12 protein-coding genes are annotated in these 15,735 nt (G+C 71.5%); 4 read left to right on the top strand and 8 right to left on the bottom strand.

Annotated elements, in window-relative coordinates; all coding sequences use genetic code 11:
• Positions 1-18: 18 nt before the first annotated feature.
• The 5 genes from AB0K52_RS09870 to AB0K52_RS09850 form a co-directional block, all read right to left on the bottom strand.
• Entirely contained in the window at positions 19-960 is a 942-nt protein-coding gene (locus AB0K52_RS09870) for a carbohydrate ABC transporter permease (protein WP_363528831.1), read from the bottom strand.
• Positions 957-1,946, bottom strand: a complete 990-nt coding sequence (locus AB0K52_RS09865) for a sugar ABC transporter permease (RefSeq protein ID WP_363528828.1) — start codon at positions 1,944-1,946, stop codon at positions 957-959. The genes AB0K52_RS09870 and AB0K52_RS09865 overlap by 4 nt, the downstream gene beginning before the upstream one ends.
• 75 nt (positions 1,947-2,021) lie before the next feature.
• Positions 2,022-3,287 (bottom strand): extracellular solute-binding protein, encoded by a 1,266-nt coding sequence (locus AB0K52_RS09860; RefSeq protein WP_363528825.1) that lies wholly within the window; start codon positions 3,285-3,287, stop codon positions 2,022-2,024.
• 286 nt (positions 3,288-3,573) lie between these two features.
• Entirely contained in the window at positions 3,574-5,004 is a 1,431-nt protein-coding gene (locus AB0K52_RS09855; protein WP_363528822.1) for a carbohydrate-binding protein, read from the bottom strand.
• A gap of 221 nt (positions 5,005-5,225) precedes the next feature.
• A complete protein-coding gene (locus AB0K52_RS09850; protein ID WP_363528819.1) occupies positions 5,226-5,684 on the bottom strand; it encodes a hypothetical protein in 459 nt (152 codons plus the stop codon).
• A gap of 171 nt (positions 5,685-5,855) precedes the next feature.
• Between AB0K52_RS09850 and AB0K52_RS09845 the strand changes: the two genes are divergently transcribed.
• Positions 5,856-6,524, top strand: coding sequence for a M50 family metallopeptidase (locus AB0K52_RS09845; RefSeq protein WP_363529540.1), 669 nt, complete (start codon positions 5,856-5,858; stop codon positions 6,522-6,524).
• A gap of 15 nt (positions 6,525-6,539) precedes the next feature.
• Here AB0K52_RS09845 and hrpB read toward each other — a convergent pair whose 3' ends face one another.
• From hrpB to msrB, 3 genes are all read right to left on the bottom strand, one after another.
• Positions 6,540-9,155, bottom strand: a complete 2,616-nt coding sequence (gene hrpB, locus AB0K52_RS09840; RefSeq protein WP_363528816.1) for an ATP-dependent helicase HrpB — start codon at positions 9,153-9,155, stop codon at positions 6,540-6,542.
• Positions 9,156-9,224: 69 nt separating this feature from the next.
• Positions 9,225-10,826, bottom strand: a complete 1,602-nt coding sequence (locus AB0K52_RS09835; RefSeq protein ID WP_363528813.1) for a protein kinase — start codon at positions 10,824-10,826, stop codon at positions 9,225-9,227.
• Positions 10,827-11,051: 225 nt separating this feature from the next.
• Positions 11,052-11,462, bottom strand: coding sequence for a peptide-methionine (R)-S-oxide reductase MsrB (gene msrB / locus AB0K52_RS09830; protein WP_363528810.1), 411 nt, complete (start codon positions 11,460-11,462; stop codon positions 11,052-11,054).
• Between the two features lie 99 nt (positions 11,463-11,561).
• On the opposite strand from msrB, the gene AB0K52_RS09825 reads away from it, so the two are divergent.
• From AB0K52_RS09825 to AB0K52_RS09815, 3 genes are all read left to right on the top strand, one after another.
• Positions 11,562-12,590 (top strand): beta-propeller fold lactonase family protein, encoded by a 1,029-nt coding sequence (locus tag AB0K52_RS09825; RefSeq protein ID WP_363528807.1) that lies wholly within the window; start codon positions 11,562-11,564, stop codon positions 12,588-12,590.
• A gap of 89 nt (positions 12,591-12,679) precedes the next feature.
• Positions 12,680-13,297, top strand: coding sequence for a TetR family transcriptional regulator (locus AB0K52_RS09820; RefSeq protein ID WP_363528804.1), 618 nt, complete (start codon positions 12,680-12,682; stop codon positions 13,295-13,297).
• Positions 13,298-13,471: 174 nt separating this feature from the next.
• Entirely contained in the window at positions 13,472-15,715 is a 2,244-nt protein-coding gene (locus AB0K52_RS09815; RefSeq protein ID WP_363528801.1) for an MMPL family transporter, read from the top strand.
• Positions 15,716-15,735: the final 20 nt, after the last annotated feature.

Genomic DNA, 15,735 nt, shown 5'->3' with positions numbered 1-15,735 from the left:
GTTCCGCCTCCGTACCTCTCAGCCCTTGACCGCGCCCTGCATGATCCCGCTGATCATGTACTTGCCCAAGAGCGCGAACACCGCCAGCAGAGGAAGCGTAGCCAGCATGGTCCCGGTCAGCACCAACGACTGGTCCGTCACGTACCCGCCGCTGAGTGTCGACAGCGCCACCTGCACCGTCTGCCGCTCCGGGCTCGAGAGCACGATCAACGGCCAGAAGTAGTCGTTCCACGAGGTCAGAAACGTCAGCACGCCCAGCACCACGGCCGCGGGACGCGCCGCCGGCATCACGATCTGCCAGAAGATCCGGAACGTCGACGCCCCGTCCATCCGCGCCGACTCGATGAGCGAACCGGGCAGGGCGCCGCGCAGGTACTGCGTCATGAAGAACACCCCGAACGCGCTCACCAGGCCCGGCGCGATCACCGCCCACAGCGTGTCGGTCCACTCCAGTTCGATCATGAGCATGAACAGCGGGATCACCCCGAGCTGCACCGGCACCATCATCGTCGCCACCACCGTCACCAGCAGCACCTTGGCGCCCTTGAACTCCAGCTTCGCGAACGCGAACCCCGCGAGGGTCGAGAAGAACACCACCGACGCGGTCACCGAGGCGCTCACGACCACTGAATTCCACAGCGCCGTCCCGAACGGCACCGTCGCGAAGACCCGCTCCACGTTCTCGACGAGGTTCGCCCCCGGCAGCACCGGCGGCGGGACCTGCGCGAGCGCCGAGTTGTCGCGCGAGGCGACCACGAAGCTGTAGTAGAGCGGAAAGCCCGAGAAGAACAGCACCGCGACCAGGGTCAGGTACACGAGCCGGCCGGGCTGCTCGCGCAGCGCCCGCATCCGGGACCGTGCCCGTTGGGTCGGCCGGCCCGGCAAGGTGCGGCCGACCCAACGGGGGACTGCGGCGCCGGAGGGCGGCGCGGGCGGGGAGGCGAGGTCGGGGCGGGTCATGAATCGCTCCTGATGCGGCGGATGAACAGGTAGTTGAGGAGGGCGACGATGACGATGACGAGGAACATCGTCCAGGCGACCGCGGAGGCGTAGCCGAAGGCGAAGCCGCGGTTGAAGCCGTGCTCGTAGAGGTAGAGGGTGAGCGTCTGGAACTGGCGGGAGGCGCCGCCGGTGACGCCGTTGGGCCCGCCGCCGCCGAACAGCTGCGGTTCGGCGAAGATCTGGAGCCCGTAGATGGTCGAGACGATCACGGTGAACACGATGGTGGGGCGGATCATCGGGACGGTGACGTGGAACAGCTGCTGCATGCGCGACGCGCCGTCGAGGTGCGCGGCCTCGTAGACGTCGCGCGGGACGGCCTGCATGGCGGCCAGGAAGATGAGGGCGTTGTAGCCGGTCCACTTCCACGCCACCATGACCGCGATGGCGATATGTGACGTGGCACTGCCGGACTGCCAGTCGATGCGCCCCGCTCCGAGGGATTCGAGGACCCAGTTGACCAGGCCGAAGTCGCGGCCGAACAGCTGGCTGAAGATGACGGCGACGGCCACCACGGAGGCGACGTTGGGCAGGAGCATCCCCATGCGCCAGAACGTCTGCCCGCGCAGCCGCAGGGTCAGCAGGTGCGCCAGGAGGAGCGCGGCGAGCAGCTGGGGCACGGTGGCGAGCAGCAGGATCGACATGGTGTTGCCCAGGGCGTTCCAGAAGTACGGGTCGCTCAGGAGGGTCTGGTAGTTGCCGAAGGCGACGAAGACGTGCTCGTCGGAGAGCAGGCTCCACTCGTGGGTGGACACCCAGGCGGTGTAGGCGAGCGGGAAGAGCCCGAACGCGGCGAACAGGGCGAAGAACGGGGCGATGTACAGGTACGGGGAGGCCTTGAGGTCGAGGCGGTAGCGCAGGTGCTGGAAGCGGCGGCCGGCGGGGGAGGACCGCCCGGTCGGGTCGGCGGTGCGCGCGGGGCCGGTGCGCTTGGCGGCGATGGTCATCGGGTCGCTTTCAGGATCGTCGGGCGGTGGGCCGGCCGGGCGCGGGAGGCGCGCCCGGCCGGCCCGTTTCAGGGGCTAGAACGATTCGAGGTCGCCGAGAACCTGGCTCCAGGCCTCGTCGGGCGTCTGGCTGCCGTCCTCGATGCGGCCGAGGCCCTGGCCGATTGTGGCGAGCACGTCGCCCTGCAGCGGGCCCTGGTACTGCGGCCGGACGGCCTGCGCCGCGGCGGTGAAGATCTGGCCGACGGGCGCGTCGTTGAAGTACGCCTTCGTCATGCCCGTGAGCGCCTCGTCCTCGTACAGCGACGGCGTGGAGGGGAAGTTCCCGGTGGACTCGAACACCTTGAGCTGCTGCTCGGGCGCGGTGAGCCATTCGATGAACGCGTAGGCCTCCTCGGGGTGGTCGCCCTGCGCGGGCAGCACCAGGTGCGAGCCGCCCATGTTCCCGGCGCCGCCCGGCACGGTGGCGATGTCCCACATCCCGGCCGAGTCGGGAGCGTTCGTCTCGATGTAGGAGGTCATCCAGGCCGGGCAGATGATGGTGGCGAAGGTGCCCTCGTTGAACCCGGCGTTCCACTCCGGCGTCCAGGCCTGCAGGCGGTTCGACATGCCCGCCTCGATGGCCTCGACGGTGAGGTCCCAGGCCTCGCCGATGGCCGGGTTCGATTCGACGACGAGGTTGTCGTCGCGGTCGTAGACGCCCTCGTCGGCCTGTTCGACCATGGCGCGGAACATGTTCCCCGAGGACTCGAAGAAGTGGGCGCCGCCGGACGCCTCCGAGTACTGGCGGCCCACGGCCACGTAGTCCTCCCAGGACCCGGCCCACAGCGCCGACACCTCGTCGCGCTCGACGGGGAGGCCGGCCTGCTCGAACAGGTCGCGGCGGTAGCACATGGCCATGCCGCCGACGTCGGTGCCGAGCCCGATGAGGGCCTCGCCGTCCTTCGCGAGCGCCTGCTGCCACTTCCAGTCGAGCCATTGTCCTTCGAGCTCGGCCGCGCCGAGGTCGAGGAGGTTGTGGAAGCGGTCGGGCTGGGCGGTGTACTGCGATATGTAGCCGACCTCGACCGCTTCGATGTCGGCGGCGCCCGAGCCGGTCGCGAGGTGCGTGGTCAGGTTCGTGTGGTGGTCGGCGAACTCGGCGATGCGCTCCTCGAACTCGATCTCGGGGTGCAGCTTCGAGTACTCCTCGTAGAGGGGGCCGAACCCGAAGTCGCCGAACAGGCCGACGCTGAGGGTGATCTTGCCGCCGTCGTCGCCGCCGCCGGAGCAGGCGGCGGTCAGCGCGAGCGCCGCGGCGGCCGCGGCCGCCATCGCGGTGCGGATCGGTCTGGTCTTCATCGGTGGTTCTCCACTGTGTTCGATGGGTAGTGAGGGATCCGCGCCCGGAGGGCCCAGGAGCGGGTGGCGCGGCCGCCGCCGGAACAGCCGCGCCGAGATCGGTGCCGGACGTGAGAGAGCGCTCTCTCGTCCAAAGGGAAGGCCCCGCGAGCCGCGGGGGCTTGGTGCGTCGCTTCGTCCGGGAGCCGCCGGCTCCGGTACGTCACGCGTGACATGTGATGTGCCACTGGGAAGGGGGTGAGCGGGGCGCGGCCGCGCGGAAGGAGGCGCGGCCGCGCCGCCGGGATCAGCGTCTGAAGCGGAACTCCTGGACGGACGCGAAGTCCTGCGGTTGGCCCGAAGTGAAGGTGAGGAACACGTCATGGGTCCCGGTCACCGAGGCGACATTGCCCGGCACGTCGCGCCACGAGGTCCAGCCGCCGGTGTTCGCGATCGCGAACGAGCCGATCGGGGCGGCCGTCGCCGAGTCGATGCGGACCTCCACGAGGCCGCTCACCCCGCCTCCTGCCCCCGAGGCGACCCGGGCGACGAAGTCCACGGGGCTGGTCGACCCGAATTCCACGTCGTCGTACCGGACCCAGTCGCCGTTGCCCAGTGGTCCGATGGACGAACCGCCCGCGGTGGCGCCGGAGGTCGCGTCGAAGGAGGACGCCGCGATCGCCGCGTACGCGTCGCGCGCCCCGCCGGGGTTCCCGGTGGTCGGCGGGTCGGTCGGCTCGCCGGTGCCGCCGCCCCCGGCGGTGAACACCCGCACGTAGTCGACGAGCATCGAGTGCCCCGGCACGGTGGCCGCCGTCGGCGTCGTCCGCCCCGACACGCCGTCGGGGAAGGCCCCGCCGATCGCGAGGTTCAGCAGCAGGAAGTACCCGGCGTGGTCGGTCATCTGCGCCCACGTGTCCGCCGGCAGGTCGCCCTCGTCGATGGTGTGGAACAGCGTCCCGTCGACGTACCAGCGCAGCTGGCCCGCCGCCCCCGACTCGTCCCACTCCATCCCGTAGGTGTGGAACCCGTTGTGGCACGAGCCGCCGCAGTAGGTCTGCCCGGCGAGCCCGTTGAACTCGTTGCACGGCCCGCCCGGGGCGACGCCGCAGTGGAGGGTCCCGAACGTCCAGTCCAGACCGTTCACGTTCTCCATGAAGTCGATCTCGCCGATGCCGGGCCAGTTCCAGTGGTTCCCGCGGAACGGCGCGCCCATGGACCAGAACGCGGGCCAGTAGCCCAGCGCCGCCTCCCCGGTGACCTGCGGCAGCTGCAGCCGCCCCTCGACGCGGAGCGTCCCGCCCTGCGGCGGTTTGAAGTCGGCCCGGACGGTCTCGATCCGCGCCGAGGTCCACTGCCCGGCCCCGTCGCGCAGCGCGGTGATCTTGAGGTTCCCGCTCCCGTCCATGGCGACGTTCGCCGGATTGCTCGTGTGGGCGGCGATCTCGCCGGTGCCCCAGTTCGCGGGCCCGCCGGGGTAGCCGTGCCCGAGGTCGTAGATCCAGTTCGCGGTCGACGGCTGCGATCCGGCCGCGCCGTTGAACTCGTCGGCCCAGACCTGGTTCCAGGTCTGGGCGGCCGCGGGGGCCTCTTGCGCGCCGGCGTTCGCGACGGTGAGTCCGGCGGCGGCGAGCACCGCCGCGCCTGCGGTGACGGCGGCGAGGAAGCGGGCGAGCCGGCGCCGGGGGACTGGGTGATGGGTGGGTTGCTGTCGTTCGGAGGTCTGCACTCGTGCCATGACGGCTCCTTTGCCGAGGGTTTGAGAGATCGCTCTCTCGCTGTCGATCTGCTTGAAGATCAACCTTGAGAGAGCGCTCTCTCATTCGGTTCAGGTCTCATTCCTACCCGAACGAATCAGTACATGTCAATGGGTCGTGGCCGAACCGTTATCGGCGGAGCCGCGCATCGGCGCAGGTAAGCCCTTGCAAGGCAAAGTGAACGGTCACTTCCGCGGTGGCGTCAGCCCGATCCCTCATCGCCTTCCGCCGGAGGCGGCTGCCGCTGCGTCTCCCGCGACCGCCGCTGCAGATCGCCCAAGCGCGCCTGCCGCTCCTCCCGCAGCCGGTCCAGGCGCCGCTGGCGCTCCCGGCGCTCCCCGGGCGACTCCGTGCCGCCGAGCATCCGCTTCTCGATCCACTCCACGTGCTCGGCGTGCGCGGCCGCATTGATCGCCCGCACGTCCTGGTAGGCGCCCCGCAGCGACTCCATCCGCTTCAGCGCGTCATGGCACTGGGCCAGCAGGATCTCGATGTCGGCGTTCTCGGCCGGGTCGGCGTCCGCGCGGCGCGCCTCCAGCCACGCGATCCCCTCCCGCAGCTTCTCGCGGGCCCTGAGGTTGTGCATCGCGAGGTCCTCCACGATGCTGTCGGTCAGTTCGAGGAAGCTCAGGTGAGGATCGGGGCGGTCGTCGGTGCCCATGGGGCCGTCCTTCCACGAGGAGGTGCCGCTACCCCCTCTACCATACGGGCGCGGCTACGATCATCCTTCACCGCGCGACCGAATCCCCCCGAAGTCTGAGGCCCAGTGGAACCCATCGAGACCGTCGTCGACACCCTCACCCAGACCCAGGACGCCCCGCCCCTGTGGGTCATGCTCGCCTGCCTGGCCGCGGCCGCCGCAGCCGTCCTCTACGGGCCCGTGTGGCGCTGGGCCCGCGGCCTGATCACCATCGCGCACGAAGGCGGGCACGCGCTCATGGCCGTCCTCATGCGCCGCCGCCTCACCGGCATCCGCCTCCACGCCGACACCTCCGGCCTCACCTTCTCGCGAGGCAAGCCCACCGGCTTCGGCGCCGCCATGACCCTCGTCGCCGGCTACACCGCCCCCGCCGCCCTCGGCCTGGGCGCGGCCGCCCTCATCGGCGCCGGCCGCATCGTCGTGCTCCTGTGGATCACGCTGGCGCTCCTGGTGGTCATGCTCGTGTTCATCCGCAACTGGTACGGCGCGCTGGCGCTGATCGTCACGGGTGCGGGCGTCTTCGCCGCGACCTGGTACGGCAACGCGATCGTGCAGACCGTCGCGGCCTACCTGGGCGCGTGGCTGCTGCTGCTCGGGTCGGTGAAGCCGGTCCTGGAACTGGGTTCGCGCCGCCGGCGCCGCCGCCACGGGGCGGGCCAGTCGGACGCCGACCAGCTCGCCGGGATCACCGCGATGCCCGCCGGGGGATGGGTCTTCCTGTTCGCCGTCGCGACGATCGCGGCCGCCTTGTGGGGCACGTACCTGCTGCTCCCCGCTGACGAGTGGTTCGCCGCCGCCTAGCCCGCTGCGGCGCGATCAGCGCAGGTGCCGCTTCGTCTTCGCGGTCGGCGCGACCGAGTACGGGTCCTCGGGCCAGGGGTGCTTGGGGTAGCGGCCGCGCATCTCTTTGCGCACGTCCTGATAGGGGCCCTCCCAAAAGGACGCGAGGTCGGCGGTGACCGCGAGCGGGCGCCCGGCGGGGCTGAGGAGGTGCAGGAGCACCGGCACGCCCGCGATCCGCGGCGTCGCGACGGCGCCGAACATCTCCTGGAGCTTGACGGCCAGCACCGGGGCCTCGCCCGAGTAGTCGACGCGGGCCTCGCGGCCGGTCGGGACCGCGAGCGCTTCGGGCGCGGTCTCGTCGATCCCGGCCTGCCACGGCAGCAGGTTCCGCAGTGCCTGTCCCACCGGGATGCGCTCCACATCGGACCGCCGCCGCGCCCGGGACCACCACGGCTCCAGCCAGTCGGTGCCGGCGGTGAGGGCGGCGTCGGAGACGTCGGCCCACGGCGCGCCGACGGCCCGGTGGCAGAACGCCATGCGCTCGCGCAGCCGCTTCGACTCCTCCGACCAGCGCAGCAGACCGAGGCCTTCGCGCCGCAGCCCTTCGGCGAGGGCCGCGGCGACGAGCGCAGGATCGGCCTCCCTGAGGGGCTGCGACGACACTTCGATCGCGCCGAGCGACCGCACCCGGCGCGCGGCGACATCGCGGCGTTCGGCGTCCCACTCGACGCGTTCGCTCACGTTGTCGCCCACGAGTTCGCAGGCGAGTTCCCCGTCGATCGGGACGGCCGCGCGGATGAGCGCGGCGGCGCGGCCGGGGGAGCGGTCGGCGTCGGCGATGGCCAGCCACGCGCTCCCGGCGAGCGGGGAGCCTTCGGCGGCCACCGCACCGGTGCCGGCGACGGTGCGCCACTGCCCGGCGCTCACGGGCGGACCGGACCGGCCCGGCTCGCCCGTGCGTCCCCGGCCTGCCGCGGGGGCGGCGCTCGCTTGGCGCTTGGCGACGCGTTCGGGGAAGGCGAGGGCGATGACGGTGGCGGCGGCTTCGTCGTCGCCGACCGCGGAGCGTCCCTCGGCTCGCCCTCCTGACGCGCCTGCGGCGCCGAGCGACCGCGTCAGGCGCTTCACCTCGTTCTCCCACTGGCGGTCGCGGCTGGTGCGCAGCTGCCGCCACAGTGCGAGGAGGTCGTCGCCGCGGGCGCGGCGGTCGAGGTTGAGGAGGGCGGCGACCTCGGCGGCCTTCTCGGCGCCGACGCGGGCGGCGCCGTCGACGAGCGCGCGGGCGAGCCGCGGGTGGACGCCCATCCGGGCGAGGGCGCGGCCGCGTTCGGTCGCGGCACCGTCGTCGTCGATGGCGCCCAAGGAGAGCAGGGTCGCCTCGGCCGCCTCCACGGCGCCCGCGGGCGGCTGCCCGGGCAGGGCGAGGTCGGCGACCGGCGTGCCCCAGCAGGCCGCTTGGAGCCGGAACGCGGTGAGGTCGGAGCAGGCGATGTCCGGGGCGGGCTGGGCGGGGCGGCGGGCGTGCTCGGTTTCGCTCCAGCACCGCCAGACCGCGCCGGGGCCTTCGCGACCGGCGCGCCCCGCGCGCTGATCGGCCGCGGCGCGTGACGCGTAGGAGGTGGTCAGCCCCGGCAGGCCGCGGGCATGGTCGATGAGGGGACGGCGGGCGAGGCCGGCGTCGACCACGATCCGCACCCCCGGCACGGTCAGGCTGGACTCGGCGATGTCGGTGGCGAGGATGATCCGGCGGCGGTCTCCGGCGCGCATGACGCGGTCCTGCTCGGCCGACGACATCGAGCCGTGCAATTGATATATATCGACTCCGAGACTTTCCGTCTCGCGGTGGGCCAGGCCGTCGGCCACCCTGCGGATCTCGGCGGCGCCTGGAAGAAAGACCAGGATGTCGCCGTCGTCGGCGTCGAGGGCGCGTTCGACAGTGCGGGCGACATGGGCGAGGAACCTCGGGTCGACGCGCAGCCCGTCTGGCGCGTTGACGCGCTCCCTCGGTGGGGCCCAGTGCATCTGGACGGGATGGCGCATCGGTTCGGAGCTCACGGCGGGTGCGGGCGCGCCGTCGCCGAGGAGGGCGGTCCACAGGCCGATGTCGGCGGTCGCGGAGGCGGCGACGAGGCCGAGTTCAGGGCGCAGGATCTGGCGGGTCTCGGCGAGGAAGGCGCAGGCGGTGTCGGTCTCGAGGTGGCGCTCGTGGCATTCGTCGAGCACCACGAGGTCGACGCCGGGGAGTTCGGGGTCGGCGATGAGCCGGTTGAGGAGGACGCCGGTGGTGACCACTTCGACGCGGGTCGCGGCGGACCGGCGCGTCTCGCCCCGGATCTGGTACCCGACCCGTTCGCCGACCCGCTCGCCGAGGATGGCGGCCATCCGCACGGCGGCGGCGCGGGTGGCGATGCGCCGTGGCTCGGCCACGAGGACGCGGCGCTGTGGCATGTCACGTGTCACGCGTGACGCGTCATCGCCGCGTTCGCCCGCCGCAGGGATGAGGCCCGCGAGGGCGAGCGGTGCGAGCGTCGTCTTCCCGGTACCCGGCGGGGCGGCGAGCACCGCCGTCCCGGTGCGCGCCACGGCCTCGAGGAGGTCGGGCAGGGCGGCGCGGATCGGCAGCTCGGGCAGCGCGGGCGGTTGCGGCATGCCGACCATTGTCGCCGAATACGCGTTCGCCCCGGACCGAGGCCGGGGCGAACGAGGGCGTCGGGACGGTCAGATCTGGTTGCCGTCCGGGCAGGAGTCGTCGTTCGCGACGTAGCTGAGTTCGATCTGCGTGTCCTCGCCGGCCTCGACGCCGCCTTCGGGAGTCTGGTACAGGACCTCGCAGGTCTCGTGTTCGGCGCTCTCGGGGGCGGTCGTGACCACGGAGATGTTGGAGAAGCCGTTGGCTTCGAGGTCGGCGACGGCGGTGTTGACGTCCCAGCCGGTGTAGTCGTCGAGCTCGAGATGCTGGGGCCCCTCCTCGGAGGTCTCCTCGTCGGGGTGCGACTCTTCCTCGTTGTCGCCGCTGCCGCTGTTGGAGTCGTCCTCTTCGGAGTCCTCCCCGGAGTCGTCGCTGGACTCCTCCTCGGCGGCCTCGGTCGCCTCCGCGCTCGTCTCGGCCTGAGAGGTGCCGGTGTCCTCGCCCGCGGTCAGGTCCTTGTCGTCTTCGGACCGGTCCCACGGCTTCAGCAGCACCAGGGCGACGATGATGACCAAGATGCCCGCGATGACCACGAGGATCGGACCGGTCGGGTTGCGCCGCGGCTCTTCGGCCTCGCGCGGCGGCGGCAGCGGACGCTCAGGGGCGCCGCCGGTCCGGTACTGGCCGGTCCCGGGCGCACCGTACCCGTCGTGCTGCACCGGCTGCGCCGACGTATGGGCGGCGACGCTGCCGGCGGCCATCGCCGGGGCCGCACCCGGCGTCATCACCTGGGTGGACTGGAACGACTGCGGCGACGGGCCGGACTGGTACGGGTTCGGCGCGGGGGCGAGGATCGCGGTCGTGCCGCCGCCCACGCCGCCGGACTTGCAGACCTGCGCGAGCTCGGCGGCCGAGGCGAAGCGCTGGCGCGGGTCCTTGGCCAGGCAGCGCATGATGATCTGGGCGACCGGGCCGGGCACGTCGGGCGGGAGCGGCCCGGGCTGGCCGGTGAGGTGGCCGGCGATCGCGGCGGTCGGCTCGTTGCCCGCGAACGGGGGCCGCCCGGCGAGGCATTCGTAGCCGACGATGCCCAGCGAGTACAGGTCGGTCGCGCCGGTGAGCTGGGCGCCCTGCAGCTGCTCGGGGGAGGCGTAGGCGAGGGTGCCCATGACGGTGCCGGTCTCGGTCAGCCCGGCGCCGCCCTTCGCGGCGGCGATGCCGAAGTCGACGATCTTGACGGTGCCGTCGGAGCCGACGAGCATGTTCCCCGGCTTGATGTCGCGGTGGATGATGTGGGCCTGGTGGGCGACGTCGAGCGCTTCGGCGGCCGAGGCCATGATCTTCAGCGTCTCGTTGGGGGACAGGCGGCCCCGCTCGCGCAGGACGCCGTCGAGCGCCTGGCCGCGCACCAGCTCCATGATGAGGTAGGAGACGAGGCCTTCGGGCGCGTGCTCTTCGCCGTAGTCGTACAGGCCGACGATGCCGGGCGACTGGAGCTGGGCCACGGCCTGCGCCTCCTGGTGGAAGCGGGCGCGGAACCGGTCGTTGCCCGACAGTCCTGAATGGAGGAGCTTGATGGCGACGGTGCGGTTGAGCCGGGTGTCGGTGCCGCGCCACACCGCGCCCATGCCGCCCGCGGCAAGGCGCTGGTCCAGGCGGTAACGGCCAGCGATCAGGTTCCCGGGTTCCACCCTCGGCCTCGCTTCTGAATCGGGGAGCAGGGGACGAGGGTGAGCTTAGTCGGGCGGCGCGAGGCCGCCGGAGGGCGTCCGGGCCAGTCCGGACCGGTTTGACCCGGTCGCAATGCGTGACATGTGATATATCACCGCCTCGGCGGCGCGGCGCGATTCGGTAGCAAATGCGTCACGCGTGACATACCACCGCCGCGCCGCTCAGTCCGGCGCGCACCGGTCGCGCTACTCGGCGCCCTCTGCGGGCTCCAGGGTCAGGCTGATCGAGTTGATGCAGAAGCGCGCGTCGTCGGGGTTGTCCCAGCCCTCGCCGTAGAACACGTGGCCCAGGTGCGAGTCGCAGTTGGCGCAGCGCACTTCGGTGCGGCGCATGCCGAGGCTGTCGTCCTCCAGCAGCCGCACGCGGTCGCCGGCCATCGGCGTCCAGAACGAGGGCCACCCGCAGCGGGAGTCGAACTTCGTGTCGGAGGCGAACAGCTCGGCGCCGCACGCGCGGCACCGGTAGACGCCCCGGCGCTTCTCGTCGACGTACTCGCCCGTCCACGGCGCCTCAGTGCCGCCCTGGCGCAGCACTTTGTACTCGTCACGGCTCAGCTGCTCGCGCCATTGCGCGTCGGTCTTGCGGTCCTCGGCCATGCCTCAAGTGTAGGAGCCCGGGTCCGCGTCGTCCCCTCTCGCGGCCGCAGAGCCGCCCGAGCCCGCGTCGCCCGCACTGGGGGCCGCTAGGATCGGCGCATGCGGTACCTCCTTGGCGACTACACCACTGAAGGCGGCCCGGGCCTCGTCGTGGCCGGCCCCGACGGCCTCGGCGCGGCCGCGGCGGTGGTCAATCCGTCGTGGGTCCACGTCGGCCCCGAAGCGGTCTACACCCTCACCGAGACCGAGCCGGGCTTCGCCGCGGCCTGGCGCCTCGGTGAGAACTTCGCGCTCGACCGGGTCGGCCAGGGCCGGTCCACCGGCGGCAACAACCCCTGCCACGCCACTGTGGACCCGTCCGGGCGCTGGCTGCTGGTCGCCAACTACGGGAACGGCGACGGGGGCGGCGCCTCGGTCGCGGTCCTGCCGATCGGCGAGGACGGGACGCTCGGCGAGGCCGCCGACGTCTTCAAGCTCTCCGGGTCGGGTCCCGACGCGGAGCGCCAGTCCGGGCCGCACGCGCACCAGGTGGTATGTCACATGGGACGCGTGCTGGCCGTGGACCTGGGCTCGGACCGCATCCACGCGTTCGACCTCGGCGAGGACGGCACGCTCGCCCCGGCCGCGACCACGCAGCTCGAGCCGGGCTTCGGCCCGCGCCACCTCGCGTTCCTGGGGGACCGCGCGGTCATCGTGGGGGAGTTGGCGAACGCGGTCGCGGTCGGCGCTTTCGACGAGCGCTCGGGCGTGTTCTCGTTCGGCGTCCCGGTGCCGCTGCCCGGCGGCGGTGTCGCGGACCTCGCGGCCCTGCCCGACATCGGCTTGGAAGAGGATTCGCCGCAGGTGCTGCCCGCGGCCGTGGTCCCCGACCCTGAGCGCGGCCTGGTGTACGTCACGGTGCGCGGCACCGACCAGCTCGTGGCGATCGACCCGGTCGGGGGCACGCTCGTGCGCTCGGTCCCGGTCGGCGCCGCCTGGCCGCGCGACGCCGTGCTCACCACCGACGGGACGCTGCTGGTGGCCTGCCAGCACTCGGGCGTCGTCAACCGGGTCGACCCCGAGGGCGTGTCGGAGCCGGTGACGGAGTGGACCGTTCCGGGCGTCACCTGCGTGGCCCCGCTCACATAGAACGTTCCTACCAGGAAACTTTGCGCCTCCTGCAAAATTTCTTCATTTGCATCTTGTAAACATGAGTAACCCCCACTAGGGTTGCTCTCATGGCCGACCACTCCGGACTCCGCGAACGCAAGAAGGCCGCCACCAAGGCGGCCCTCTCCGCGGCGACCTTCCGGCTCGCTATGGCCAAGGAGGGCATCGGGAACGTCACGGCCGACGAGATCGCCGCCGAAGCAGGGGTCTCGACCCGCACCTTCCACAACTACTTCGCCTCGAAGGAAGCCGCGCTCCTGCACGACTTCAACGAGACGACCAGCGCGTTCCTCTCCGACCTGCGCGAGAAGTCGGCGACTCAGCCGATCTGGGACGCGATCCGCGACGCGGCGATCGAGATGCACCTCGACGAGAAGTTCGACCTCGAGATGATGCGCTGCCGCGAGCAGCTGATCCACAACTCGCCTTCGCTCATCAAGGAGCAGTCCGGGCAGTTCATGGAGCTGTTCTCCGAGGCGATCGGCATCGTCGCGGAGGGCACCGGGACCGCCGCCACCGACCTCTACCCCCGCCTTGTGCTCGGCACCGCCCTGGTCTGCATCAAGACCACCACCGAGCACTGGCTCGCCGATCCCGGGGAACGCACCCTCCCCGAGGCGATCACCGAGGGCTTCGCCGTCCTCGAACGCGGCATCACCCAGCCGCCCACCTTGCCCGGGAATTGAAACCGCCCGTGAGCCAAGTCCACAACTGAACAGCAAATCCAGGAAACCCCGCCGTCGAAACCGTCGGCGAACACCACCCGAGCCGACCGGCTCCGCCGCCGCACACCCACTGCGTCCACACTGCGCAGCGCGTGCGGCGGGGCCGGTAGGCGAACCCTGTAAGGAGCACCCAGCGTGGCCACCTTCCTCTACCGTCTCGGCAGAGGGTCCTTCCGACTGCGATGGCTCGTCCTCGCCGTCTGGATCCTCATCGTCGGCGGCGTCGGCGCCGCGGCGGCGACCATGCAGCAGGAGACGAACCCCGAGTTCGTCCTGCCCGGCACCGAATCCCAGGAGGCGTTCGACCTCCTCGAAGAACGCTTCCCCGAGGCCAGCGCCGACGGCGGCAGCGCCCAGATCGTGTTCGAGTCCGAGAACGGCCAACCGCTCACCGAGGGCGCGAACCGGTCCGCCATCGAGGACCTCGCGGCCATCATGCAGGACTCGCCGCAGGTCGCGGCGGTCACGAGCCCGTTCGCGACCGACGAGGCCGGCAACCCGGTCGGGATGATCTCGGCCGAGGGCCAGACCATCGCCGTCATGCAGGTCACCTACGCCGAGCCGGCCATGGAGCTCGAGGAGTCCACGGTGGACTACCTCGAGGACGCCGTGGCCGAGACGGAGGGCGCGGGCGTCCGCGTCGAGGTCGGGGGCGACGTCCTCCAGGCGATGCCCGAGACCGGTACGACGGAGCTCATCGGCATCGCCGTGGCCTTGATCGTCCTCGTGGTCACCTTCGGCGCGCTCATCGCGGCGGGCCTGCCGATCATCACCGCGGTGCTCGGCGTCATGCTCACCACCGCGGGGATCCTCGCGGCGACCTCGTTCATGAACGTCAGCGAGTCGACCGGCACGCTGGCCTCGATGATCGGACTCGCCGTCGGCATCGACTACGCGCTGTTCATCCTCTCGCGCTACCGCAGTGAACTCGCCAAGGACGGCCGGGTCGAGGACAAGCGCGCCCGCGCCGAGGCCATGGGTCGCGCCGTGGGGACCGCCGGCTCGGCCGTGTTCTTCGCGGGCCTGACGGTCGTGATCGCGCTGCTGGGCCTGTCGGTCGTGAACATCCCGTTCCTGACCGAGATGGCCGTGGCCGCCGCGGTCACCGTCGTGATCGCCGTGCTCATCGCCGTCACCCTGCTCCCGGCCTTCGCCGGGTTCGCGGGGAAGCGGATCTTCACCAGGCGGCAGCGCCGCCGCATCGCCGAGGGGCTGCACGACGCGAAGCCCAACGGCGGCAAGCGCTGGGCCGGGTTCGTCACCCGCCACCCGATCCTGGTCGCCCTCGTGGGCATCGTCGGCCTCGGCACGCTCGCCTATCCGGCGCTCGACCTGGAGCTGGGCCTGCCCGACGCCGGGTCCTCCGGTGAGGAGACCACTCAGCGGCAGGCGTACGACCTCATCAGCGAGGGCTTCGGCGAAGGCTTCAACGGGCAGCTGATCATCGTGGGCGACCTCGAGGACGGCGTCGACGCGATGACGGCCGCGCAGGACATCACCGACGAGCTCAACGGCATCGACGGCATCGCCGTCGTGGGCCAGGCGTTCCCGAACGCCGATCTGGACACGGTCATGGTCACCCTCATTCCGGGGACCGGGCCGTCCGACCACGCCACCAACGAGCTCGTGCACGAGATCCGCGGGGTCCTCGCCGACGACGCGGACGCCGACTGGGCCGTCACCGGCGCCACGGCGCTGAACATCGACATCTCGGACAACCTCAACGACGCGCTGCTGCCGTACATGCTCATCGTGGTCGGCCTTGCTGCGCTCATCCTGCTGCTGGTGTTCCGCTCGATCCTGGTGCCGATCACGGCCACGCTCGGGTTCATGCTCAGCGTGTTCGCCGCGCTCGGCGCGCTCGTCGCGGTCTTCCAGTGGGGCTGGATGGCGGAGCTGTTCAATGTGGACCAGCCTGGTCCGATCATGTCGATGATGCCGATCCTCATGATCGGCCTCGTGTTCGGTCTCGCGATGGACTACCAGATCTTCCTGGTGACGCGTGTCCGCGAAGCGTATGTGCACGGCGCCGACCCGAAGCAGGCCATTGTGGAGGGCTACGGCCACTCCTCGCGGGTCGTGGTCGCGGCCGCGCTCATCATGATCAGCGTGTTCGCGGCGTTCATCTTCAGCGGCGAGGCGATGATCGCGGCGATGGGCTTCGGCCTGGCCGCGGCGGTCATCTTCGACGCGTTCGTGGTCCGCATGGCGATCATCCCCGCGATCATGGCCCTCATGGGCCGCGGGTCGTGGTGGATCCCCAAGTGGCTCGACCGCATCCTGCCGAACGTCGACGTCGAAGGCGACAAGCTCCAGCAGCACCTCGCCAAGGACGCCCCGCACGAGGACGAGCGCGAGCTCGTCGGAGCGTCCAAGTAGCCGATGCCTGAAGGGGACCG

The sequence above is a fragment of the Glycomyces sp. NPDC049804 genome (genome assembly GCF_040674615.1).
Lineage (GTDB): Bacteria > Actinomycetota > Actinomycetes > Mycobacteriales > Micromonosporaceae > Glycomyces > Glycomyces niveus.
Note: the sequence above shows the minus strand (reverse complement) of the source record. Positions and strands in the feature narration are given on the sequence as shown.

Excerpts from the sequence above, each read along its gene's own strand:
- AB0K52_RS09870 (WP_363528831.1), bottom strand. The coding sequence starts at position 960 with ATGACCCGCCCCGACCTCGCCTCCCCGCCCGCGCCGCCCTCCGGCGCC.
- AB0K52_RS09865 (WP_363528828.1), bottom strand. The coding sequence starts at position 1,946 with ATGACCATCGCCGCCAAGCGCACCGGCCCCGCGCGCACCGCCGACCCG.
- AB0K52_RS09860 (WP_363528825.1), bottom strand. The coding sequence starts at position 3,287 with ATGAAGACCAGACCGATCCGCACCGCGATGGCGGCCGCGGCCGCCGCG.
- AB0K52_RS09855 (WP_363528822.1), bottom strand. The coding sequence starts at position 5,004 with ATGGCACGAGTGCAGACCTCCGAACGACAGCAACCCACCCATCACCCA.
- AB0K52_RS09850 (WP_363528819.1), bottom strand. The coding sequence starts at position 5,684 with ATGGGCACCGACGACCGCCCCGATCCTCACCTGAGCTTCCTCGAACTG.
- AB0K52_RS09845 (WP_363529540.1), top strand. The coding sequence starts at position 5,856 with ATGCTCGCCTGCCTGGCCGCGGCCGCCGCAGCCGTCCTCTACGGGCCC.
- hrpB (WP_363528816.1), bottom strand. The coding sequence starts at position 9,155 with ATGCCGCAACCGCCCGCGCTGCCCGAGCTGCCGATCCGCGCCGCCCTG.
- msrB (WP_363528810.1), bottom strand. The coding sequence starts at position 11,462 with ATGGCCGAGGACCGCAAGACCGACGCGCAATGGCGCGAGCAGCTGAGC.
- AB0K52_RS09825 (WP_363528807.1), top strand. The coding sequence starts at position 11,562 with ATGCGGTACCTCCTTGGCGACTACACCACTGAAGGCGGCCCGGGCCTC.
- AB0K52_RS09820 (WP_363528804.1), top strand. The coding sequence starts at position 12,680 with ATGGCCGACCACTCCGGACTCCGCGAACGCAAGAAGGCCGCCACCAAG.